This window comes from Streptomyces sp. NPDC042259 (assembly GCF_055582085.1).
The window spans coordinates 299525-320705 of sequence record NZ_JBVJDW010000009.1 but is presented as its reverse complement, the minus strand read 5'-3'; the positions used below and the strand labels follow the sequence as shown (position 1 = coordinate 320705).

Sequence of the window (21181 nt, the reverse complement as noted above, 5' to 3'; positions counted from 1 at the left end):
CAGGGTGACGGAGTCAGGCCGTACGGGGATCAGGCGGGGCGGCGGGCCTCGTCCACGAGCAGGACGGGGATGCCGTCGCGGACCGGGTAGGCCAGCCCACAGCCCTGGCTCTCGCACACCAGCTCGGGGTTCGGCTCGGCGTCGGCTTCCTCGCGCAGGGGGGCGTGGCACGCCGGGCAGGCGAGGATCTCCAGGAGACCGGCTTCGAGCGGCATGGGGTTCCCTTCGGAATGTGCGTTTCTGTGCGGTCAGCCTACCTCTGGCCTTGCCGGCCTGGGGAAGGTATCGGGCCTGTCGCCCCCCCCGTCGGCTGGCCGCCGGGCCGGGTCGTGCGCACCACCGCTGCGCGGCGGTAGTCCTCAAACGCCGGACGGGCTGGACTTGGCTGGCCTCCGCCGATATCAGCCCGTCCGGCGCTTGAGGACGCGCCCGCAGGGCGCCCGCCGCCGCAGGCGGCAAGACGGCCCGTAGCCGGAGGCTACGCGCGGACGATCGCCAGGACCTCGTCGCGCACGCGCGCCACCGTGGCCGCGTCCCGCGCCTCCACGTTCAGCCGCAGCAGCGGCTCCGTGTTGGAGGCGCGGAGGTTGAACCACCAGTCGGCGGTCGTCACCGTCAGGCCGTCCAGCTCGTCCAGCCGCGCGCCGTCGACGGCCTCGTACGCGGCCTTGACCGCGGCGGCGCGGCCGGCCTGGTCGGCGACGGTGCTGTTGATCTCGCCGGAGGCGGCGTAGCGGTCGTACTGCCGGACCAGCTCGGAGAGCGGGCCGTCCTGGCCGCCGAGCGCCGCGAGCACATGCAGCGCGGCGAGCATGCCGGTGTCGGCGTTCCAGAAGTCGCGGAAGTAGTAGTGCGCGGAGTGCTCGCCACCGAAGATCGCGCCGGTGCGGGCCATCTCCTCCTTGATGAACGAGTGCCCCACCCGGGTGCGGACGGGCTTGCCGCCGTGCTCCTTGACGACCTCCGGCACCGACCAGGAGGTGATGAGGTTGTGGATGACCGTACCGCCGGGGTGCTTGGCCAGCTCACGGGCGGCGACCAGGGCGGTGATCGCGGACGGCGAGACCGGCTCGCCGCGCTCGTCCACCACGAAGCAGCGGTCGGCGTCGCCGTCGAAGGCGAGGCCGATGTCGGCGCCCGTCTCCCGGACCTTGGCCTGGAGGTCGACCAGGTTCTTCGGGTCGAGCGGGTTGGCCTCGTGGTTGGGGAACGTGCCGTCCAGCTCGAAGTACATGGGCACGAGGTCGATCGGCAGGCCGTCGAAGACGGTCGGGACGGTGTGGCCGCCCATGCCGTTGCCCGCGTCCACGACGACCTTCAGGGGCCGGCTCTTGCGCAGGTCCACCAGGGCGCGCAGGTGCGTGGCGTAGTCCGCGAGGACGTCCCGCCGGGTGATGGCACCGGCGCTGCCCGCGGCCTCGGGCGCGCCGCCGTCGGCCCAGCCCTCCACGAGGGTGCGGATCTCGGCGAGGCCGGTGTCCTGGCCGACCGGCGCGGCGCCCGCGCGGCACAGCTTGATGCCGTTGTACTGGGCGGGGTTGTGGCTGGCGGTGAACATCGCGCCGGGCAGGCCGAGTTGGCCGCTGGCGAAGTACAACTGGTCGGTCGAGCAGAGCCCGATCTCGGTGACGTCCACGCCGCGTGCCGCCGCCCCGCGCGCGAAGGCGCCCGAGAGGCCGGGCGACGAGGGCCGCATGTCGTGGCCGACCACGATCGCGCTCGCGCCCGTCACCTGTGCGAAGGCCGCGCCGAAGAGTTCGGCCAGGGTTTCGTCCCACTGATCGGGGACCACACCGCGCACGTCGTACGCCTTCACGATCTGCGACAGATCAGCCACAGCCAACCCCTCCTGGAGTCCGGTACGGGAAGACAAACCTACCCGGAGGCTCCGACAATCCGGACGCCGGACGAGAACAGGATTCCGTCATGACCGAAGAAGGCCCCTAGAAACGGCGGAACCAGACAGAACACACAAAGGCGGTAGCTAGGTCGGCATTTCGGGCGGGGTACGTGCCGTCAGGAGTCGGGCGAGCGCAGCACCCTGAGGTGGCCCCGGCGGGCGACCTCCATGGGGTTGGCCTCCCGGACGCTCGGACCGACGGGACCGGGCGTGGTGACCGGCCCGGGCGCACGCTCCGGCGGGCGGCCCGCCTCGCGCACGGCGTTGGCCAGCGCTTCGAGGTCATCGCCGCTGGGCCGGGCGGGCCCGCTGTCGATGGCGAGGCGGACGACCTCCCAGCCGCGGGGCGCGGTCAGGCGCTCCGAGTGCTCGGCACACAGGTCGTAGCAATGGGGTTCGGCATAGGTGGCGAGCGGTCCGAGAACGGCGGTCGAATCGGCGTAGACGTACGTCAGCGTCGCGACGGCCGGGCGGCCGCACGCGGTGCGCGAACAGCGACGTACAGGGCTCACGAGGTTGGACGGTACCGCACTCTTGAGCGGGCCGCGACGACTCACCCCCGCCTCACTCCTTTGTGTCGCCCCGGATCGCCCCGCGGGCACCGCCGTCGAACCTCCTGGTCGACCTGTGTCGGGCGGCGGTGGCCCTGCGCCCGGGGGTAAAGAAATCTGTCATCACCCGGCATACATAGTGTCATTCGGCATGCGGTCGCCGGTCTGGTACCTGGCTGTAATTGATCGCATAGATGGCCAGAACGCTCATCAGGCGACATGCGATGAGATGCGCGGGTACCGCGTGCGCGCGGCCGGGTGGCGGATACTCTCGGAGGTGATGGACAGCCCCGTACCGCCCCGCCAGGCCGAACCGCGCCCACGCCGCCGCGACCGACACGGACGCGGCATGCGCGGACCGATCGCACCGCCCCAGGTTCCGCTGTCCGTCAGCCGGGGTGAGGCCTTCATCGACCTGGTGCACGATTCCGCCGAGCGGCTCGAGCGGCTCTGGCCGCAGCTGGCCGCGGTCGACTTCATCGTCCGCGAGGTGCCGGTCACCGGCGGTGACGGCGGTCCGGACGACCCGGACGGCCCGGCCCCCTTCGGGCTCGACGGCGACTCCGTGCCGCTCGGCCGGTACGTCGAGGCACACGGCGACAGCCCGGACCGGATCGTGGTCTACCGCCGCCCCGTGGAGATCCGCACCAAGAGCCGTGACGAGCGGGCCCTGCTCGTCCACGAGGTGGTGGTCGAGCAGGTCGCCGAACTCCTCGGGCTCGCGCCGGAGTCGGTGGACCCGCGCTACGGCCAGGACTGAGGCCCCCCGGCCCGGCGCGGTCAGCGGTTCAGCATCGACAGGTCCTGCTCCGCCTCCGGGACCGCCACCGTCGACCGGTCGTCCGGCAGCGGCTGGATCGTGAACATGGGCAACCCGTCCTTGGGCAGCGCGAGCGTGCGTGAGACGTGCACCGGGCCGCCGGAGACCTTCTCGACCGTCACGGCGTAGGGCCCCTTCGTCCCGCCCGGCTGCGGTGGCTCCACGGCCAGCGTGGTGCCCGCCTTGACGGTGTAGAGCTTGCTCACCGGGCTGCCGCCGTCCGCGCCCGCCGAGGACGTCACCTTCACCCGGGCCTCCTTGCCGGGCGCCGCCAGGGACAGGGTGCTGCTCTTGGGGCGGTTGTCGGCGACGGTCCCGCGCCCGTCGAGGGCCGCGGTCGCGGGGATGTACGCCGTCTCCTGCTTGTCGCCCTTGCCGCGGGTGACCCGCAGCGCGGCGACGACGGGGGCGCTGTCGCCCTGCGCCGTGAGCAGCAGCGACCCGGGCTGGCCCTTGGTGACGTCCCCGAGGTCGACGGCGGTGGTCATACCGCTCTTGACGTGCAGCGTCTCGTGGCCGGCCGGGCTGATCGAACCGGTCGGCCCGGCAAGGCGCACCGTGAGGTCGGCGTCGTCGTCACCGGGCACGTGGGCGACGAGCCGCACGGAGGTCGCGTCGGCCGGGATGCCGGGAAGGACGACGCTGGGGGCGGCGTCGGCGGACGGGGCGATCCAGTCGCCGCCGAGCTTCTCGTCGGACGCCTGCACGGCCGCCCCCACCCGGCCGTTGCGGGCCGCGACGTGCAGGGTCAGGTCCTCGGTGGGCGTGTCCGTCAGGGTCGACAGCAGCACCGGCACGGTCGAGCGGGGCGGAACGTTCACGGCCTCGCCCGTGGGCGCCTTGATCCGGCCGTCCTTGCCGTGGAGTTCGAGATCGACGACGGCCGCCGTCGGGTCCGGGTTGGTCACGTGGACGTAGTCCTGGCGGCCCTTGGCGGTGCTGACGCCGGGGAACCAGAAGGAGGTGTCGGGGGCCGCGCAGCGCACCCCGTGCAGCCCGCGTCCGGCGCCCGCCGCGATCACCGTGGTCTGCTGGGTGGTCCAGCCGGGGGCGAGCGAGCCGTCGGCGGTGCCGACGAGGGCGGGGGCGTCGGAACTGCCCGTGGTGGCGGTGGCGGGCCTGCCGGGCTCCGCGACCGCCAGGACGGGCTTGCCCGCCTCCTGCGGGGCCTTCGCGCCCTTGCCCGCCTTCTTGGGGTCGGCCTTGGTGTCGCTCCTCGGCGCGGGGCCCGCCGCCGACAGCAGTCGGGCCGCCGCCTTCTGCCCGCCCGCCGCCTTCCCCCGCGGGGTGAAGGAGGTGTACGTCGTCTCGCCGACGTCGGACGAGGTGGGCGCCGGGCACAGCGCGGTCGAGCGCTGCACGGGCAGCCGGGTGGGGGCCTTGGCGCCCGTCTCGGCAGCGGGCGACGCGCCCCCCAGCGCGGCGGCACCCGTGACGGCGGCGAGCGCCGCGACGGCGCCGAACAGGGACAGGGTGGTGCGCTTCACTGCTGCTCGCTCCCGTCACGGTGGGGCTCGTTACCGCCGCCGTACGTCGTGTCGTAGGGCTGCTGCCGTCCGTAGCCGTACGGGTCGTAGGGGTCGTACGGGTCTTGGCCGTCGCCGGCGTAGGGGTCGGCCGGGTACGGCTGGGCGTACGAGCCGTCCCCGTGCTGCCCCTGGGGGAAGTGGGCCTGCTGGTACTGGCCCGCGTACGGGTCCTGCGGGTACGGGTCCTGCGGGTACGGCTGCTGCGCGTAGTCCGGGGCGGGGGCCGCGTCGTTCCCCCAGCCGTCGCCGGGCGGGGCCTCCTGCCCGTAGCGCTGGTGCGGCACCGCCGCGTACGGGTCGGCCGTCGGCTGCGCGTACGGGTCGGCGGCCGGGGCGGCGTACTCCACGGCCTCCGGGGCGGGGGGCCGCTCGCCGGTGGCCTCACCGGCGGCGGCCCGCAGCCTGCGGGCCCGCCGGCCCTCGCCGGACGTGGCCTGGGCGGGCACGGGCACGGCCCGCACCGGCGATGCCGCGCCGCCGTCCTCCGGCAGGTCGTCGTCGATCTCGCGCCGCCGGCCGGGCAGGGCGAGCACGACGAGGACGACGGCGAGGGCGCCCTGAGCCCACAGCCAGAGGGTGTGCGCCACCGGTGTCTCGTAGGTCAGGGCCAGCTTGCCGCCGGTGGTGGGCAGGCCGAAGCCCTGGGCCCAGCCGTCGACGGTAGTGCTCTTGAGGGCCTTGCCGTCGAGGGTGGCCCGCCAGCCGGGGGCCGCCTTGTCGGCGAGCCGCAGCACCCGGCCCTCGGGGCCGTCCGGGATCGTGGTGTGCGCCGAGACCGGTCCGGCGGCGACGGGCACCGGCCCGGTGCCGCCCCGCGAGGACGGGCCGCCGACGATCGTCACGCGGGCGGTGCGCCGGTCGACCCGCCACAGGGCGCTGCGGCCCTCCTGGCTGAGCCGGGTGAGGCCGGGGGTGGCGTCCAGGACCCGGCTCATGGCCGCCGGGGCGTCGCCCCCGACGAGCACGTAGCCGACCGCGTACTCGCCGAGGCGGCCCGTCTGGTCGGCGCCGGATCCCGCGACGAGATGGGCGACCACGTCGTCGAGCCTCTTGTCCCGGCCGGCGGCCGCGGCGGCCTCGGCGTCACCGAGCCGCGCCCCGGAGCCGCGCACGAGGGTGTAGGTGACGCGGCCGGGGTCACCGCCGAGCACGAGGGTGCGGGCCTGGTCGCGGGTGCCCGCCTCCTCCGCGACGAACGCGGGGACCTGCACCGGGTCACGCCGCTGGAGCGGCCCGGCCGCGCCGCCCGCCATCCAGGCGACGGCGGCGACCAGCGGGGCGGCGCCCGCGGCGAGGGCGATCAGGGCCGCGACGGGCTGCCGCCAGCCGAAGCTGAGCGCCGCGACGCGTTCGCGCGCGCCCTCGGCGCCGACGACGGCCGCGGCGATCAGCGCCAGCCCCTGGACGAGGGTGGCCGGGCCCGCCCACCCGGATCCGGTCGTGATCCCCGCGCAGAGCAGCGCGGCGAGCGCCGTGACCCAGGCGGCACCGGTCGCGAGCCGTCGGTCCGCGCGCAGCAGGGCGGCCAGCGCGGCCAGGACGATGCCGGCCGGCAGCAGGAGGCCGAGGGTCTTGGGGCCGCCGGGGTCGGCGGTGAGCAGGTGCAGCGGGCCGGGTGCCGTGCCGCCGAGGTCGAGCCCGGCCTCGGCGAGGAACCGGCCCGGGTGGCCGAGCAGCCCGAACGACCAGGGGGCGAGCACGACGAGCGGAGTGCCGTGCGCGGCCAGGAAACGCGGCCCGTGCGCGGTGAGCACCGCCCCGCCGCCCCGCACGCAGCGCAGCACCAGCACGCCGAGCCCCAGGGCGAGGGCGAGCGGCCAGACGACGGGGGTGAAGGCGGTGGTGACGGTGAGCAGCAGCGCGTACGTCCAGGTGGCCCGCCACGGCGGCCGGCCGGCCGGCGTGCGCAGTCCGCCGGCGGTGACGGCCGCACGGGCCATCAGCGGCAGCAGGACGGCGAGGACGGCGGTGCCCAGTCTGCCGGTGGCCAGCGCGCCGGTGACGGCGGGCAGGAAGGCGTACGCCACGCTCGCCCAGGCCCGCAGCAGCCGGGAGTCGACGAGCGGGCGGGAGGCGAAGTAGGCGGTGAGTCCGGCGAGCGGCACCGAGCAGACGAGCAGCAGGGTGAGCGTGAAGGACGTGGAGCCGAGGAGGAGCGTGCCGAGCCCGGCGAGGATCGCCAGGTAGGGGGGTGCGCTGCCGGTGCCGCCCACGCCGACCGGGTGCCAGCCGTCGGTGTAGCGCGCCCACAGGTCGGAGACGGTGTCGGGGACGGGCAGCAGCGCCCCGCCGGACAGGGCGCCGCCGCCGAACAGTCCCCGGCAGGCGATGACCGAGACGAGCAGCAGCAGGGCGAAGAGGACGGGGCCGGGTTTGCGTGCAAGGCGTTTGAGCCGGGCGAACTGTTCGACTTCCAGGTAGTCGGCGTCGTCCCCGCCGGGCCCGGACTCGACGGCGCCGTGGCGGCCGGCGGAGGAGAGTTCGGCCTCCGAGGTGCCGCCGAAGTTGCTCGCGACCTGCTCCACGGTGGCGCGGACGGTCGCGCCGGGCGGCGGGAAGAGGTGCCGCAGCTCGCCCGCGGCGACGGCCGGTGTGCCGCGCCGTTTGCGGGCGGCGCGGATCCGGCCGGGGCGCAGCAGGGTGGCGACCAGGCCGGTGAACTCGTCGAGCGCCTGCCCGGGGACCTTGCCCACGAGGTAGGCGAGGGTGCGCAGGAGGGTGCCGAGGACGAGCCGGAGCATGACGTACGGCAGCAGCGCGCCACGGGTGTTGGCGAGCAGGGTGTAGACGGCCCCCGCCTTGTCGACGCGGTGCGGATTGGCGGCGGTGCGGCCCGCGCAGTCGACGGGGCGGCGCTCGCGGGCGGCGGCCTCGGCGTGCCGGAGCACGGCGTCGGGGGCGACGAGGACCCGGTGGCCGGCGGCGTGGGCGCGCCAGCACAGGTCGACATCGTCGCGCATGAGGGGCAGCCGCGGGTCGAAGCCGCCGAGCTTCGTGAAGACGTCGCGGCGGACGAGCATGCCGGCGGTGGACACCGACAGCACGGGCCGCACCTGGTCGTGCTGACCCTGGTCCTGTTCGCGGCGTTCCAGGCCGGTCCAGCGGCGGCCGCTGCGGGCGATGGAGACGCCGACCTCCAGCAGCTGCCGCCGGTCGTACCAGCTGCGCAGCTTGGGGCCGATGACGGCGGCGTGGGGTTCGGCGTCGGCGACGCGCAGCAGTTCGTGCAGGGCGCCGGGTTCGGGTGCGCAGTCGTCGTGCAGCAGCCACAGCCAGTGGACGGGTTCGAGGTCGCGGTCGCGGTGTCCCGTGCCGTCCCGGCCGTACGCGTCGTAGTCGTCGTCGCGCCAGGTGCGGCTGACGGGGTCCCAGCCGCTGGAGCTCTTGAGGTACGGCAGCTCGTCGGCGGTGGGCGCGGGGGCCGCGCGGACGGCTTCGTCGACGGCGGTGCCGAAGCCCGCGCGGCGGGCGAGGTGCAGGACCCGGTCCGCGCCGAGGGCCTCGGTGAGCAGCCGGGCGGAGTCGTCGGCGCTGCCGGTGTCGGCGGCGACCGCGTTCTGCACGGGCCGTTCCTGGCCGAGCAGTCCGGCGAGGGCGTCGGGCAGCCAGCGGGCGCCGTCGTGGGCGACGAGCACGGCGGTGACGACGTGGCGGGGGAACGCCGGGGGGCCGGCGGGCTGGTCGAACGAGGCGGCCGGGTAGGGGGCCGCCGTATTGCTGTGCACGGACATCGGGGTACGGGCCCTCCGGCCGGGGTCCGGGGAATGCCCCCGGAAGACGCGGTGCTGGACTGCGCTGGACGCGCGCGCCCACTGGGGCGTCGGCACGTCGCGGACGGGCCCCTACCTTAGGCCGTCCGGCGGTTCGCATGAGTGGACGGCGGCCCGCTCGTATCGCGCGTATCGCGCCACGGCGCGTTGGGTGGTGGTGTCCTCAAGCGCCGGACGGGCTTGTTGTGCTCTGTCCTCAAGCGCCGGACGGGCTGCCGTGCTGTGTCCTCAAACGCCGGACGGGCTGCTGCGCTCTGTCCTCAAACGCCGGACGGGCTTGTTTGGCTGAGGCCAGCCCCCTCAAGCCCGTCCGGCGATTGAGGACGCGCCCGCAGGGCGCTCGCCGCCGCAGGCGGCCACGACGGCCCGTAGCCGACGAACCGCCGACCAGGCGAGAGGTGAAATCAGACCGCGGCCTTCTTCAGGCGGCGGCGCTCACGCTCGGACAAACCGCCCCAGATACCGAAGCGTTCGTCGTTGGCAAGGGCGTATTCAAGGCACTCGGAACGGACTTCACAGGCGAGGCAGACTTTCTTCGCCTCCCGCGTGGATCCGCCCTTTTCGGGGAAGAAGGACTCGGGATCGGTCTGGGCGCACAACGCGCGCTCCTGCCAGCCGAGCTCCTCGTCCGCCTCCTCGACCAGCAGTTGCTGGAACAGCTCGGTCATGTGCGCCCCTCGTCTGTCATTTGCGTCCCCGTGGTGCTGCCGCCATCGGGTGCGGCAGAACGACACGAGTGAAATTACAAGTGTGCCGATCCGGGCCAGTCAAGCCGAGATCTGCTATTGGGCCCCATATTCACTCTGCGGAACCAAGGCTAAGCGGAAAGTGGCCAAAATGTCACAAGTTTGGACACTTCCACCCGCCTGCCGCAGTCATCTCGTCTTTCTCTTCGAAGAGAGGACGACACTCACGCCCAACCCGTTGCACCGCTCCGGCTGAACGATGTTTACGGAACCGGTCGGAGCGCCACCTGTCCGCACCTCCACAACCACAAACCTTTCATCGCGCACAGTAACCGGATGAGGTGAAAGATTTACCTCAAACCAGACACGTGGTTGACAGAGCGCTTCCAAACCGGTCTCCTTGATGCCATGCCAGCAACCTCCGCGCTCCGCCTGACCCGTGCTTACGGGTCCCGCTGCGCTGTGCAGGCCCGCTGTCGCTGTTCCAGCTGTTGAAGCCACCGAGCTCCAGCTGATCTTTCTCCCGCATGGCGCCGTGCCTCCGCGCGCGTACGCTCCGTGCTCGCCTGTCTCCCCGTGCCGCCCGCATCCCTGCCGAGGAACTCCCGCACATGAACAGCGACGTCCAGATCGCCGGCGACCCGCTCGCCGTCCCCCACCTCATGCCGCCCGCGCCCGCCCACCCCTCCACCGTCGCCGAGTTCGCCGGTCTGGCCCGCGCGATCGCCGCCGACCGTGAGGGCTGGGCCCACCTCGTCCGCTACGACGCCGCCAGCCGCTGGTACCACCGGCTGCGCACCGGCCCCGGCTACGAGGTGTGGCTGCTGAGCTGGGTGCCCGGCCAGGGCAGCGGGCAGCACGACCACGGCCCCTCCTCCGGGGTGCTGACCGTCCTGAGCGGCGAACTGACGGAGGTGACCGGCGCCACCGGCGGCGCCCGCCGTCGGCTCCGTGCCGGTGACCAGCGCGTCTTCGCCCCCGGCTACGCCCACGAGGTCGTCAACGACTCCCTCGAACCGGCCGTCAGCCTGCACATCTACTCCCCCGGTCTGACCGAGATGCCGATGCATCACGCGGCTCCCCAGGTAAACGTCGTGCCGTCCGTCGCCCAGGGCGCCGTCACCCGCTGACGGCCCGCTCACGGCCCGTCGAGGATCCCTCGTACGAGTGACTTCGGTGGGCGGGTGACCGGCGGGCCCGGCACCCGCCCACCACTCTGCGGCGCGGCCGCCCCCGGCTGACAGACTGCGCTCATGCAGCGCATTGTGGTTTTGGCCGGCGGAATCGGGGGCGCCCGCTTCCTCCGCGGCCTCAAGTCAGCAGTCCCCGACGCGGAGATCACCGTCGTCGGGAACACCGGAGACGACATCCACCTCTTCGGCCTCAAGGTCTGCCCCGACCTCGACACCGTGATGTACACCCTCGGCGGCGGCATCCACGAGGAGCAGGGGTGGGGCCGGTCCGACGAGACCTTCGCGGTGAAGGAGGAGTTGGCGGCCTACGGCGTGGGGCCCGAGTGGTTCGGGCTGGGCGACCGCGACTTCGCCACGCACATCGTCCGTACGCAGATGATCGGCGCGGGCTATCCGCTCAGCGCGGTCACCGAGGCGCTGTGCGACCGGTGGCGGCCGGGCGTCCGGCTGCTGCCGATGACCGACGACCGCGTCGAGACCCACGTCCTCGTCGACGACGCCGACGGCGGGCGCAAGGCCGTGCACTTCCAGGAGTACTGGGTGCGGCTGCGGGCCTCCGTGCCCGCCCACGCGATCATCCCCGTCGGTGCGGAGGCGGCGAAGCCGGCTCCGGGTGTCCTGGAGGCCCTCGCCGCCGCCGACGTCGTGCTCTTCCCGCCGTCCAATCCCATCGTCAGCGTCGGCACGATCCTGGCGGTGCCCGGCGTGCGGGAGGCCGTCGCGGCGTCGAAGGCGCCCGTCGTCGGCCTGTCCCCCATCGTCGGGGGCGCGCCCGTGCGCGGCATGGCCGACAAGGTCCTCGCGGCCGTCGGCGTCGAGTCCACGGCCGCCGCGGTCGCCCGGCACTACGGCTCGGACCTCATCGACGGCTGGCTGGTCGACACGGTCGACGCGGGCGCCGTGCCCGAGGTGGAGGCCGCGGGCATCCGCTGTCGCGCCGTGCCGCTGATGATGACCGACGTCGACGCCACGGCCCGGATGGCCGCCGAGGCCCTCGCCCTGGCCGAGGAGGTCCGCGCGTGACCGGGCTGCCCGCGTACCGGGTCTGGGCACTGCCCGGCATCCCCGAGGTGCGCGCCGGGGACGACCTCGCCAAGCTCATCGCCTCGGCGGCGACCGCCGAGGGGCTGCCGGGTCTGGCCGACGGTGACGTCCTGGTGGTCACCTCGAAGATCGTCAGCAAGGCCGAGGGCCGGGTCGTCCAGGCCGCGGACCGTGAGGCCGCCATCGACGCCGAGACCGTGCGGGTCGTGGCCCGGCGCGGCCCGCTGCGCATCGTCGAGAACCGGCTCGGTCTGATCATGGCCGCGGCCGGGGTCGACGCCTCCAACACCCCCTCGGGCACGGTCCTGCTCCTGCCCGAGGACCCCGACGCCTCGGCCCGGCGGATCCGGACGGCCCTGCGGGACGCGCTCGGTGTGAACGTCGGCGTCATCGTCACGGACACGTTCGGGCGACCGTGGCGCGGCGGGTTGACGGACGTCGCGATCGGGGCGGCCGGGGTGCGGGTCCTGGACGACCTGCGCGGCGGCACGGACGCGCACGGCAACCCGCTGAGCGCGACCGTCGTGGCCACCGCCGACGAGCTGGCGGCCGCGGGTGACCTGGTCAAGGGCAAGACGGGAGGGCTGCCGGTCGCCGTGGTGCGGGGGCTGGCGCACGTCGTGTCCGCGGACGAGGGCTCCGGTGAGGGCGACGCGGGGGCCCGGGCGCTCGTGCGCCCCGCGGCCGACGACATGTTCCGGCTGGGGACGTCCGAGGCAATCCGCGAAGCGATGACGCTGCGGCGCACCGTCCGGGAGTTCACGGACGAACCGGTGGACGGCGGCGCCGTACGCCGGGCCGTCGCCGCGGCGGTCACGGCGCCCGCCCCGCATCACACGACGCCGTGGCGGTTCGTACTCCTGGAGTCGGCCGAGGCGCGGGTGCGGCTGCTCGACGCGATGCGCGACGCCTGGATCGCCGACCTGCGCGGCGACGGCTTCACCGAGGAGAACATCGCCCGCCGCGTACGCCGCGGGGACGTGCTGCGCAAGGCCCCGTACCTGGTGGTGCCGTGCCTGGTGACGGACGGTTCGCACACCTACCCCGATGCCCGGCGCAACGCCGGTGAGCGGGAGATGTTCGTCGTCGCGGCGGGCGCGGGCGTGCAGAACTTCTTGGTGGCGCTGGCGGCCGAGCGGCTGGGGTCGGCGTGGGTGTCGTCGACGATGTTCTGCCGCGACGTGGTGCGGGACGTGCTCGGCCTGCCGGCCGACTGGGACCCGATGGGCGCGGTGGCCGTGGGCCACGCGGCGGCGCCCCCGCCGGAACGGGCTGCGCGGAGCGCTGCGGAGTTTGTGACGGTTCGGTAGCCACGGTTCGCCGCCTGCGGCGGCGGGCGCCCTGCTTTGTCCTCAATCGCCGGACGGGCTTAATTCGAGCCCGTCCGGCGATTGAGGACACAGGACAGCAGCCCGTTACAGCGCCCTGATGTCGTTCACCGACAGCCTCGGTGCCCTCCGGGGTGGAACCAGGCCGCTGAGGAGGATCAGGCGGGCCGCCCGGTGGCGATGGCCCTCGTAGGGGGTCAGGAGGTCGAGCATCGTCGCGTCGTCCGTGTCGCGGAGGCCCGTGAGGGCATAGCCGATGATCTTCGGCAGATGGAGGTCGCCGACCGTGACCGCGTCGGGCGCGCCGTTGCTGCGCTGGAGGGTCTCGGCCGCCGTCCAGGGGCCGATGCCGTCGACGGCGCACAGGCGCCGGGTGGCCCGTTCCGCGTCCATCGTCGTCGCTTCCTCCATGCGGGGGAAGACCTTCGCGGCCCGGACGATCGTGGCCGATCTCTTGCCGTCCACTCCCGCCTTGTGCCAGTCCCAGGAGGGGATGCGGGCCCAGGTGCGGGGGTCCGGCGGTGTGTGCATCCGGTCCGCCGGGCCGGGGGCCGGGGGGCCGTACCGGCGTACGAGCAGGCGCCAGGCGCGGTAGGCCTCGTCGGCGGTGACCTTCTGTTCCAGGATCGAGGGGATCAGGGATTCCAGGACCAGGCCGGTGCGGGTGAGGCGCAGGCCGGGGTTGCGGCGGTGGGCCTCGTGGACGACGCGGTGGCGGGGGGTGAAGCCCGCCGGGTCGTCCTCGGCGCCGAGGAGGGCCGGAAGGCCGTCCAGGAGCCAGTCGGCGCCCGGGCCCCAGGCCTCGGCCTCGATCGTCTCCCCGCTGCGGGCGACGCGCAGGGTGCCGGGGCCGGCGGGGGTGCAGGAGGCCCGCCACACCGATCCGTCCGGGGTGACGCGGAACGTCGGATCGCCCGGGCCGCGGCGCAGGGGGCCGAGGGTGACGCCCAGGTGCAGCGGGCCCGGTGGGGTCCAGCGGCGGGTCCGCGAACCCGCCGCCACCGGTCGGGGCCTGCTCCCGGGCACGGCCGTGCGACCACCGCGCACGGTGGTTCGGGTCAGCCGGTCGGCGGTGGGTTCCACGGGGATGTCCTGGGTTCGGGTGCACCTACGAGCGTAGGCGCACCCGCTGACATCCGGCGACGGCTCCCGGCCGCTTCTGGTGAAACCCCTGGTGGAATTACTGGTCGGAGGAGAAGCGCACCGCGCCGTCCGGCAGGACCGCGCCGCACCAGACCCGGACCCCGTCCCGCAGTTCGTTGTCGGCGCCGATGTGCGCGCCGTCACCGATGACGGCGCCCGTCAAAACCGTGCGCGCCCCTACGTGCGCGCCCGCGCCGACGAGCGAGTCGCGGATGTCCGCGCCCGCCTCGACGACCGCGCCGTCCAGCACCGTGCTGCCGTCGACGCGCGCGCCGGGCTCGACGCGGGCTCCCGCGCCGATGACCGAGCCGCCGGTGATCTTGGCGTCCGGGGCGACGTCGGCGCTGTCGAGGATCAGCCGGTCGCCGCAGCGGCCCGGTACGGCCGGGGACGGGGCGCGGCCGAGGACCAGGTCGGCGGAGCCGCGGACGAAGGCCTGCGGGGTGCCGAGGTCGAGCCAGTACGTGGAGTCGACCATGCCCTGGAGGTGCGCGCCCGAGGCGAGCAGTCCGGGGAAGGTCTCGCGCTCCACGGAGACGGGCCGGCCGGCCGGGATGGTGTCGATGACGGACCGGTTGAAGACGTACGCGCCCGCGTTGATCTGGTCGGTGACGATCTCCTCGGGCGTCTGCGGCTTCTCCAGGAAGGCGGTGACCCGGCCGTCGGCGTCGGTGGGCACGAGGCCGAAGGCCCGGGGGTCCTCGACCCGGGTCAGGTGCAGGGAGACGTCCGCGCCCGCGGTGCGGTGCGTGTCGACCAGCGCCTCGATGTCGAGGCCGGTGAGGATGTCGCCGTTGAAGATCAGCACGGGGTCGTCCGGGGCGGAGTGCAGCTTGGAGGCGACGTTGCGGATGGCTCCGCCGGTGCCGAGCGGTTCCTCCTCGGTGACGTACTCCAGGTGCAGACCCAGCGCGGAGCCGTCGCCGAAGTACGGCTCGAAGACCTCGGCCAGATAGGACGTGGCGAGCACGATGTGCTCGATCCCCGCCGCGCGCGCCCGCGCCAGTTGGTGCGTGAGGAAGGGGACTCCGGCCGCCGGAACCATGGGTTTGGGCGTGTGCACCGTGAGCGGGCGCAGCCTGGTGCCCTTGCCCCCGACCAGGAGGATCGCTTCTGTCACCTTGTCGTCTCTGCTTCCTGCTGGGGGCCGGGCCGTGATCGGCGGCCAGTGTATGCAGACCCTGTGTCCCGGCTCGCCCCGGTCAGCGTCCCTGGAGGCGGCCCGCGGTGCTGCGGGCCTGGCCGAGCTTGTTGTAGAGGAGGTCCCCGGGGCATTCGGTGACGTAGCCGTCGCGGTGCCCCGAGATGACCTTGAGTCTGACCTTGGTCCCCTTCTTGAACAGGTTCCCGCCGGCGGACACCAGGGTCGTGGAGCCGAGGGGGTTGCGGCCGAACAGCCCGAGCTTCCAAGCGGTGAGTCTGGCCACGGCGTCGACCGCGGCGGTGGACGGGTTGGAACTTTTGAATGTCCCGAGAACGGCGATGCCCATGCTGTTGGAGTTGAAACCGAGCGTATGGGCACCCATGACGGCTTTCGCCACCCCACCCGCTCGGCCTTCGTAGATGGTGCCGCATTTGTCCACGAGGAAGTTGTAGCCCAGGTCCCGCCAGCCGCTGCTCTTGACGTGGTAGCGGTAGATCCCCCGGATGACCGAGGCGGACTGGGAGCAGCTGTATTTGTTGCCGGAGGCGGTGTGGTGCACGAACGCCACCCGCACGGTCTTGGTGTAGACGAAGCCCCGCTCGCGGAGGGACTCGTCGGCGCCCCAGCCCGCCCGGGTGACGATGCGGGGGCGCGGTCCGATGTACTCGCCGGCGGCCTCGACCAGGCGTGCTCCCTGGTCGGTGACGTCACCGCCCGTGGTGTCCACGTCCGGGTCGCCGTCGGTGTCGGGGTCCTGGGGCGGGCTCTTGACGGGGGCGTCGCCGGGGCCGGTGGCGGCGATGTCGGCCCCGGACGCCATTTTGTCGCGGGCGGGGATCTCGGTGGCGCCCAGGGGGGCGAGGGCGGTATTGGCCGCCGAGGTGGCGGCCTCCACGTCGCTGAGGCGTGGGGGCGAGGTGACGGGCTGCTCCTCGGTCTTCCGGGGCGGGGAGGCGCCCGTGGCGGGCGTGAGGGGCGTGGCGGGCGCCGGGACCGACGGCGTCTGGGCCTGGGGCCGGGCGGGTTCGGCGGCCGGGTCCGGGTCCTTGCCGGGATCGACGAGTTCGAGGCGCAGCCCCACGGGGAAGGCCGGCCCCTCGGGGGTCCGGTCGGTCACGGTCTCGGCGCGGACGCGGACCTGGACGGCGTCGGAGGCGCCGACCCACAGCGGCGCGGTGGCCCCGCGCCGGTGGCCGCTGACGCCCTCGGGGGAGTCGAGGTCGGGGCGGTCGTCGTCGTGGATCTGTACGTCCTGCCACTCGGACCACCGGCCGCTGCCCACCGCGCGGGTACGGACCTGGGCCTGGCCGCGCAGTTCGGCGGCGGCGTTGTCCCAGACGATGCCGACGAGGGAGAACGGTTCGACCTCCCGGGCCGGCAGCCCCCGTTCGGCGGCACCGGCGCCGGACGCGCGGTCACTGCCGGTGAGCGGGACCAGCGGCACCGACCGGGTCGTGCCCGGCACTCCGCTCCCCCCGTCGGGGAGGGCGGGAACGGCCCGGGCGGCGGGCGGGGTGACGGCGCCGGTGGGGGTGGTGAACAGCGGCAGGGTGAGGGCGGCGGCACAGGCGGTGACGGTAGAAGTAACGAAGATTCCACGCATAGTGAAAATCCTGGTCATATCACTAGATATCTGTCCATTTGAAAGGTGACGGCCAGTCGGTCGTACCCGCCCTCCGGCCGGACGGGCCGCTCGCCCGTCCGACTGACCGTCAACACGCCCGCCACGTACGCTGACGACGATGAACGCCACCGATCGCACCCCTGCCGACCTGCTGCGTTCCGCGCTCGCCGCGGACCCGGCCCGCCCGCTCGTGACCTTCTACGACGACGCCACCGGCGAGCGCGTGGAACTCTCCGTGGCCACCTTCGCCAATTGGGTGGCGAAGACCGCCAACCTGCTCCAGGGCGATCTCGCCGCCGGGCCCGGGGACCGCCTCGCCCTCCTGCTGCCCGCCCACTGGCAGACGGCCGTCTGGCTGCTCGCCTGCTCCTCGGTCGGCGTCGTCGCCGAGGTCGGCGGCGACCCGGCCGACGCGGATCTCGTCGTCAGCGGGCCGGACGCCCTGGAGGAGGCACGCGCCTGCTCCGGGGAGCGCGTCGCGCTCGCACTGCGCCCCCTGGGCGGGCGCTTCCCGCAGGCCCCCCAGGGCTTCGCCGACTACGCCGTCGAGGTGCCCGGCCAGGGCGACCGCTTCGCCCCCTTCGCACCGGTGGACCCGAACGCCCCCGCGCTCGTCGTGGACGGCACGGAGCTGACCGGTGCGCAGATCGTCGAACGGGCCCGGACCGACGCCGCCCAGCACGGGCTCGGCGAGGGCTCCCGGCTGCTGTCCGGCCTGCCCTACAACGGCTGGCACGGGCTGTCCGCCGGGCTGTACGCACCGCTCGCCGCCGGCGGTTCGGTGGTGCTCTGCCGCCACCTCGACCGGCTCTCCGCCGGGGCCCTGGACAAGCGCCGGGAGAGCGAGCGCGTCACCGTGACGGCCCCCTGACGCTGCCGGAGCGCCCGGATCGCGCGATGATCGTACGTACGCCGCACGACGTTACGTACGCCACACCAGGGCGCGGAGGGCCGGACCCCGGCCCTCCGCTACGGCTCCCACTGGTGCGAGGCCGCCGACTCCGTGAGGGAGGGCCGCAGCCGTGACCGACCGTCCTGGAGATCCCAGCAGCCCCGGCACACCCACCGGCCCCACCGGCGGGGCGTGGGGCGCCCCGCCGCCCGCCCCCGAGCCCCGGCCCCGGCGAAAGCGCCGTTGGCCGCGCTGGCTGGCGCTGGGGCTGACGATGCTGGTGCTCACCGCGGCCGGGATCGGCTGGACGCTCTACCAGCGGCTCGACGGCAACATCACCACCGACACCGACACCGCGAACGAGCTGGCGCGCTGGGAGAAGGAACGGCCCGTCGCCCTGGTGCACGGCGCGCAGAACATCCTGATCATCGGCTCCGACACCCGCGGCGCCGGAAACGGCGCGTACGGCACCGACAGCGGCACCCAGCGCTCGGACACCACGATCCTGCTGCACCTGGCCGCGGACCGGCGCAGCGCGACCGCCGTCAGCCTCCCCCGGGACCTGATGGCGAAGATCCCGAGCTGCCGGCAGCCCGACGGCTCCCGGACCAATGAGCGGTTCGCGCAGTTCAACTGGGCGTACGAGCTGGCGGGCGCGGCCTGCACGATCCGTACGGTCGAGAACATCACCCGGATCCGCGTCGACCACCACGTGATCGTGGACTTCACCGGTTTCAAGCGGCTGGTCGACGCCATCGACGGCGTCGAGGTCTGCCTCCAGCAGCCCGTGGACGACCACGAGGCGAAGCTGCGGCTGCCCGCGGGCCGCCAGGTGCTGCGCGGGGAGGCGGCCCTGGGGTACGTCAGGGCCCGCTACAGCCTCGGCAACGGCAGCGACACCGAACGGATGGGACGCCAGCAGGAGTTCCTGGGGTCGTTGTTCCGGGAGATGCAGAGCAGCGGTGTGCTGCTCAACCCCGCCCGGCTCTACCCGGTGCTCGACGCGGCCACCTCCTCGCTGACCACGGACTCCGGGCTGGACACCCTCCGCAAGCTGTACGACCTGGTGCGAACCGTACGGAACATCCCCTCCGACCGGGTGCAGTTCCTCACCGTGCCGCGCCGCCCGTACGTCTACAACAGTGCCCGTGACGAACTGGTGCAGCCGGACGCCGACCAGCTCTTCGAGCAGTTGCGGCAGGACCGCCCGGTGGCGGTCGGCCGGCATGTGCGGGCGGCCGGCGACAAGCCCGGACGAGACGAGGAGCCGATGCCTCCCGTGGCCCCGGGAGAGGCGGGGGAATCCGGGGCGGCCGAGGGGGAGACCCCCGCGCAGGCCCCACCGGCACCGGCGGACCCCGCCACTTCGGCACCGCCCACGGGACCGTCCACGGGGTCGCCCAACCCCACCACTCCGCCCACGTACGAGGGAACCACCGCAGCACGTGGCATGTGTGGATGATTTTGCCGAAAGGTACGATCACCTTTTCCTCCGGATGATCGTTCGGGCGAAAGGATTGGGCAGAATGCCCAGTTGTAGGGGAGTGCAATTTGTCACCGGCGTCGCTTGACGCTGAACTGGGCGGATAGTGTGAGCGATCCGGTGCGCACGGCCGGGCTGACCGCGCACTGCACAGACGACGTGACCGAGCGCCTCGGGGGGGTAGGCGCCGCGTGGCACCGACGGAGGATTCAAGCGACCGTGGACGCGCAGGGCCGTGGGCGGGCGGGCGACATCGATCCCGCCGACCAGTGGGTCTTCGACCCGAAAACAGGCAGCTACGAGCTGCGTCTTGACCATGCCGAGGAGTCGGAGGCGACTCCCGGGAGCGGCACGTCCGCGACGGCTTCGTCCCCTGCCTCCGCAGGTTCCGATTCCCCTGCCGTACCGGCCCCCGCGAGATCGCGGACCGGTACCCAGGGCAAACCCGGCCGCCGTACGGTGCCCGGACAGCGCGGCAACCCCCGCCGCGCCGGAGCGAAACCGGCACAGGGGCGGCGCAAGCCGAAGCCGAAGCAGAGCAAGAAGAAGAAGGCCCTGATGTGGACGGGCGGCACGCTCGCCTTCGTCCTGGTCGGCGGCTCGGTGGCGGCCTATCTGGTCTACCAGCACTTCAACAACAACATCGACAAGGTCGATGTCGGGATAAACAACGACGCGGTCATCGACGGCCCGGTGAACATCCTGGTCATCGGGACCGACAAGCGCGACGGCAAGGGCAACGAGGGCTACGGCGACGAGGGCAGCGTCGGCCACGCCGACACCACGCTGCTGTTCCACGTCTCGGAGGACCGGACGAACGCCACGGCGCTCTCCATCCCCCGCGACATGATCACCGACATCCCGGAGTGCCCCACCAAGAAGGACGGCAAGACCACCGTCATCCCGGGCACGAAGGGCGTCCGCTTCAACGAGAGCCTGGGCCAGGAGGGCCGCGACCCGGGCTGCACCTGGCGGACCGTCGAGTCGCTCACCGGGCTGAAGGTCACGCACTTCATGATGGCCGACTTCAACGCCGTCAAGGAGCTGTCGTCGGCGGTCGGCGGTGTCGAGGTGTGCCTGGGCAAGGACATCAACGACCCCAAGTCGCACCTCAAGCTGAGCAAGGGCCGGCACGAGATCGAGGGTGAGGACGCCCTCGCGTTCGTCCGGACCCGGCACAGCGTGGGCTTCGAGAGCGACCTGGACCGCATCAAGCTCCAGCAGCAGTTTCTGAGTTCGATGATCCGGAAGATGAAGTCCGGTGACACGCTCTCCAACCCCAAGAAGCTGTACGACCTGGGCAACGCGGCGACCAAGTCGCTCACCGTCGACACCGGCATAGGTTCCGTGAGCAAACTGACCAGCCTGGGCAAGGAGCTCAGCAAGGTCAACCTCGAGAACATCACCTTCGCGACCGTCCCCGTCAAGGACAACCCCGCCGAGGGCAAGAACCACAAGACGGTCGTCCTGGACCCCCCCAAGGCCGATCCGCTGTTCGCCATGGTTCGTCAGGACGTCTCCCTCACCGAGGTGAAGGCGAAGGAGAAGAAGGCCAGCGAGGAGGCGGACGCCAAGCAGGCCGCCCTGCTCAAGGGGCCGAAGGCGGAGCCCTCGGCGGTACGGGTGAAGGTGCAGAACGGCAGCGGCCGGGTGGGCGCCGCCCAGGAGGCCGTCACCTGGATGCAGAACTCCCAGGGCATGCGTCTCACGAGCAACGGCGGCAACGCCACCGGCGGCAAGAAGGACAAGACGATCCTGGAGTTCGCCCCCAATCAGGCGGACCAGGCGCGCCGGCTCGCGGAGATCATGGGCCTGCCGGTCGAGGCCCTCAAGCAGGGTTCCGCGGACGCCGCGCCGACGGCGGGGATGACGCTCGTCCTGGGCGCGGATTTCAAGGCGGCCGGAACTCCGGTCGTCACGAAGGCCCCCGCGAAAGCACCCAAAGAGATCCAAAAGATCGAAGCCGACGACAAGAACATCTGCGCCAAATGAACCTGGCCCCCCGCTGCCGCATCTAGGCCGGTAACAAGAGTTACACCAGGTTCAACACGCCTGCCCTTCGGGCCGGACGGAC

General features: G+C 73.2%; 16 protein-coding genes. 7 read left to right on the top strand and 9 right to left on the bottom strand.

The genetic code is table 11. From position 1 onward, the window contains the following. Positions 1-29: 29 nt before the first annotated feature. The 3 genes from ACZ6MA_RS24290 to ACZ6MA_RS24280 form a co-directional block, all read right to left on the bottom strand. Positions 30-215 carry a Trm112 family protein gene (locus ACZ6MA_RS24290; protein WP_469436027.1) on the bottom strand — a complete coding sequence of 62 codons (186 nt, stop codon included), beginning with the start codon at positions 213-215 and terminating at the stop codon, positions 30-32. 263 nt (positions 216-478) lie between these two features. Continuing rightward, positions 479-1837 (bottom strand): phosphomannomutase/phosphoglucomutase, encoded by a 1359-nt coding sequence (locus ACZ6MA_RS24285; RefSeq protein ID WP_469436026.1) that lies wholly within the window; start codon positions 1835-1837, stop codon positions 479-481. A 179-nt stretch (positions 1838-2016) separates the two neighbouring features. Next, entirely contained in the window at positions 2017-2457 is a 441-nt protein-coding gene (locus ACZ6MA_RS24280; RefSeq protein ID WP_469436025.1) for a DUF3499 domain-containing protein, read from the bottom strand. A 274-nt stretch (positions 2458-2731) separates the two neighbouring features. Between ACZ6MA_RS24280 and ACZ6MA_RS24275 the strand changes: the two genes are divergently transcribed. After that, positions 2732-3211: a metallopeptidase family protein gene (locus ACZ6MA_RS24275; protein ID WP_469436047.1), complete on the top strand. Its 480-nt coding sequence runs from the start codon at positions 2732-2734 to the stop codon at positions 3209-3211. 20 nt (positions 3212-3231) lie between these two features. Here ACZ6MA_RS24275 and ACZ6MA_RS24270 read toward each other — a convergent pair whose 3' ends face one another. The 3 genes from ACZ6MA_RS24270 to ACZ6MA_RS24260 all read right to left on the bottom strand — a co-directional run bounded on the left by ACZ6MA_RS24270 (position 3232) and on the right by ACZ6MA_RS24260 (position 9238). After that, positions 3232-4758, bottom strand: a complete 1527-nt coding sequence (locus ACZ6MA_RS24270; RefSeq protein ID WP_469436024.1) for a DUF5719 family protein — start codon at positions 4756-4758, stop codon at positions 3232-3234. Further along, positions 4755-8531, bottom strand: a complete 3777-nt coding sequence (locus tag ACZ6MA_RS24265) for a glycosyltransferase (protein ID WP_469436023.1) — start codon at positions 8529-8531, stop codon at positions 4755-4757. Before ACZ6MA_RS24265 ends, ACZ6MA_RS24270 begins: the two co-directional genes overlap by 4 nt. Positions 8532-8974: 443 nt before the next feature. Then, positions 8975-9238 (bottom strand): WhiB family transcriptional regulator, encoded by a 264-nt coding sequence (locus tag ACZ6MA_RS24260; RefSeq protein ID WP_004952403.1) that lies wholly within the window; start codon positions 9236-9238, stop codon positions 8975-8977. A gap of 629 nt (positions 9239-9867) precedes the next feature. On the opposite strand from ACZ6MA_RS24260, the gene ACZ6MA_RS24255 reads away from it, so the two are divergent. From ACZ6MA_RS24255 to ACZ6MA_RS24245, 3 genes are all read left to right on the top strand, one after another. Next, positions 9868-10386: a cysteine dioxygenase gene (locus ACZ6MA_RS24255; protein WP_469436022.1), complete on the top strand. Its 519-nt coding sequence runs from the start codon at positions 9868-9870 to the stop codon at positions 10384-10386. A 123-nt stretch (positions 10387-10509) separates the two neighbouring features. Next, positions 10510-11472, top strand: a complete 963-nt coding sequence (gene cofD / locus ACZ6MA_RS24250) for a 2-phospho-L-lactate transferase (RefSeq protein ID WP_469436021.1) — start codon at positions 10510-10512, stop codon at positions 11470-11472. Further along, a complete protein-coding gene (locus tag ACZ6MA_RS24245; RefSeq protein WP_469436020.1) occupies positions 11469-12803 on the top strand; it encodes a coenzyme F420-0:L-glutamate ligase in 1335 nt (444 codons plus the stop codon). The genes cofD and ACZ6MA_RS24245 overlap by 4 nt, the downstream gene beginning before the upstream one ends. Positions 12804-12908: 105 nt before the next feature. Here ACZ6MA_RS24245 and ACZ6MA_RS24240 read toward each other — a convergent pair whose 3' ends face one another. The 3 genes from ACZ6MA_RS24240 to ACZ6MA_RS24230 all read right to left on the bottom strand — a co-directional run bounded on the left by ACZ6MA_RS24240 (position 12909) and on the right by ACZ6MA_RS24230 (position 16711). Further along, the gene (locus tag ACZ6MA_RS24240) at positions 12909-13904 is read right to left on the bottom strand and encodes a DNA-3-methyladenine glycosylase family protein (RefSeq protein WP_469436019.1); all 996 of its coding nucleotides are present in this window, start codon (positions 13902-13904) and stop codon (positions 12909-12911) included. Positions 13905-14001: 97 nt separating this feature from the next. Further along, positions 14002-15084, bottom strand: coding sequence for a mannose-1-phosphate guanylyltransferase (gene manB, locus ACZ6MA_RS24235; protein ID WP_469436018.1), 1083 nt, complete (start codon positions 15082-15084; stop codon positions 14002-14004). Positions 15085-15166: 82 nt separating this feature from the next. Further along, positions 15167-16711 (bottom strand): peptidoglycan recognition protein family protein, encoded by a 1545-nt coding sequence (locus ACZ6MA_RS24230; protein ID WP_469436017.1) that lies wholly within the window; start codon positions 16709-16711, stop codon positions 15167-15169. A gap of 139 nt (positions 16712-16850) precedes the next feature. Here ACZ6MA_RS24230 and ACZ6MA_RS24225 point away from each other — a divergent pair, with 139 nt between their 5' ends. From ACZ6MA_RS24225 to ACZ6MA_RS24215, 3 genes are all read left to right on the top strand, one after another. After that, positions 16851-17603 carry a TIGR03089 family protein gene (locus tag ACZ6MA_RS24225; RefSeq protein ID WP_469436016.1) on the top strand — a complete coding sequence of 251 codons (753 nt, stop codon included), beginning with the start codon at positions 16851-16853 and terminating at the stop codon, positions 17601-17603. Between the two features lie 151 nt (positions 17604-17754). Next, positions 17755-19086, top strand: coding sequence for an LCP family protein (locus ACZ6MA_RS24220; protein ID WP_469436015.1), 1332 nt, complete (start codon positions 17755-17757; stop codon positions 19084-19086). Positions 19087-19326: 240 nt separating this feature from the next. Further along, positions 19327-21099 (top strand): LCP family protein, encoded by a 1773-nt coding sequence (locus tag ACZ6MA_RS24215; protein ID WP_469436014.1) that lies wholly within the window; start codon positions 19327-19329, stop codon positions 21097-21099. The last annotated feature ends 82 nt before the right edge of the window (positions 21100-21181 follow it).

Coding starts and splice junctions, on each gene's coding strand:
- ACZ6MA_RS24275 (WP_469436047.1), top strand. CDS start 2,732: ATGGACAGCCCCGTACCGCCCCGCCAGGCCGAACCGCGCCCACGCCGC.
- ACZ6MA_RS24290 (WP_469436027.1), bottom strand. CDS start 215: ATGCCGCTCGAAGCCGGTCTCCTGGAGATCCTCGCCTGCCCGGCGTGC.
- ACZ6MA_RS24265 (WP_469436023.1), bottom strand. CDS start 8,531: ATGTCCGTGCACAGCAATACGGCGGCCCCCTACCCGGCCGCCTCGTTC.
- cofD (WP_469436021.1), top strand. CDS start 10,510: ATGCAGCGCATTGTGGTTTTGGCCGGCGGAATCGGGGGCGCCCGCTTC.
- ACZ6MA_RS24260 (WP_004952403.1), bottom strand. CDS start 9,238: ATGACCGAGCTGTTCCAGCAACTGCTGGTCGAGGAGGCGGACGAGGAG.
- ACZ6MA_RS24225 (WP_469436016.1), top strand. CDS start 16,851: ATGAACGCCACCGATCGCACCCCTGCCGACCTGCTGCGTTCCGCGCTC.
- ACZ6MA_RS24230 (WP_469436017.1), bottom strand. CDS start 16,711: ATGCGTGGAATCTTCGTTACTTCTACCGTCACCGCCTGTGCCGCCGCC.
- ACZ6MA_RS24255 (WP_469436022.1), top strand. CDS start 9,868: ATGAACAGCGACGTCCAGATCGCCGGCGACCCGCTCGCCGTCCCCCAC.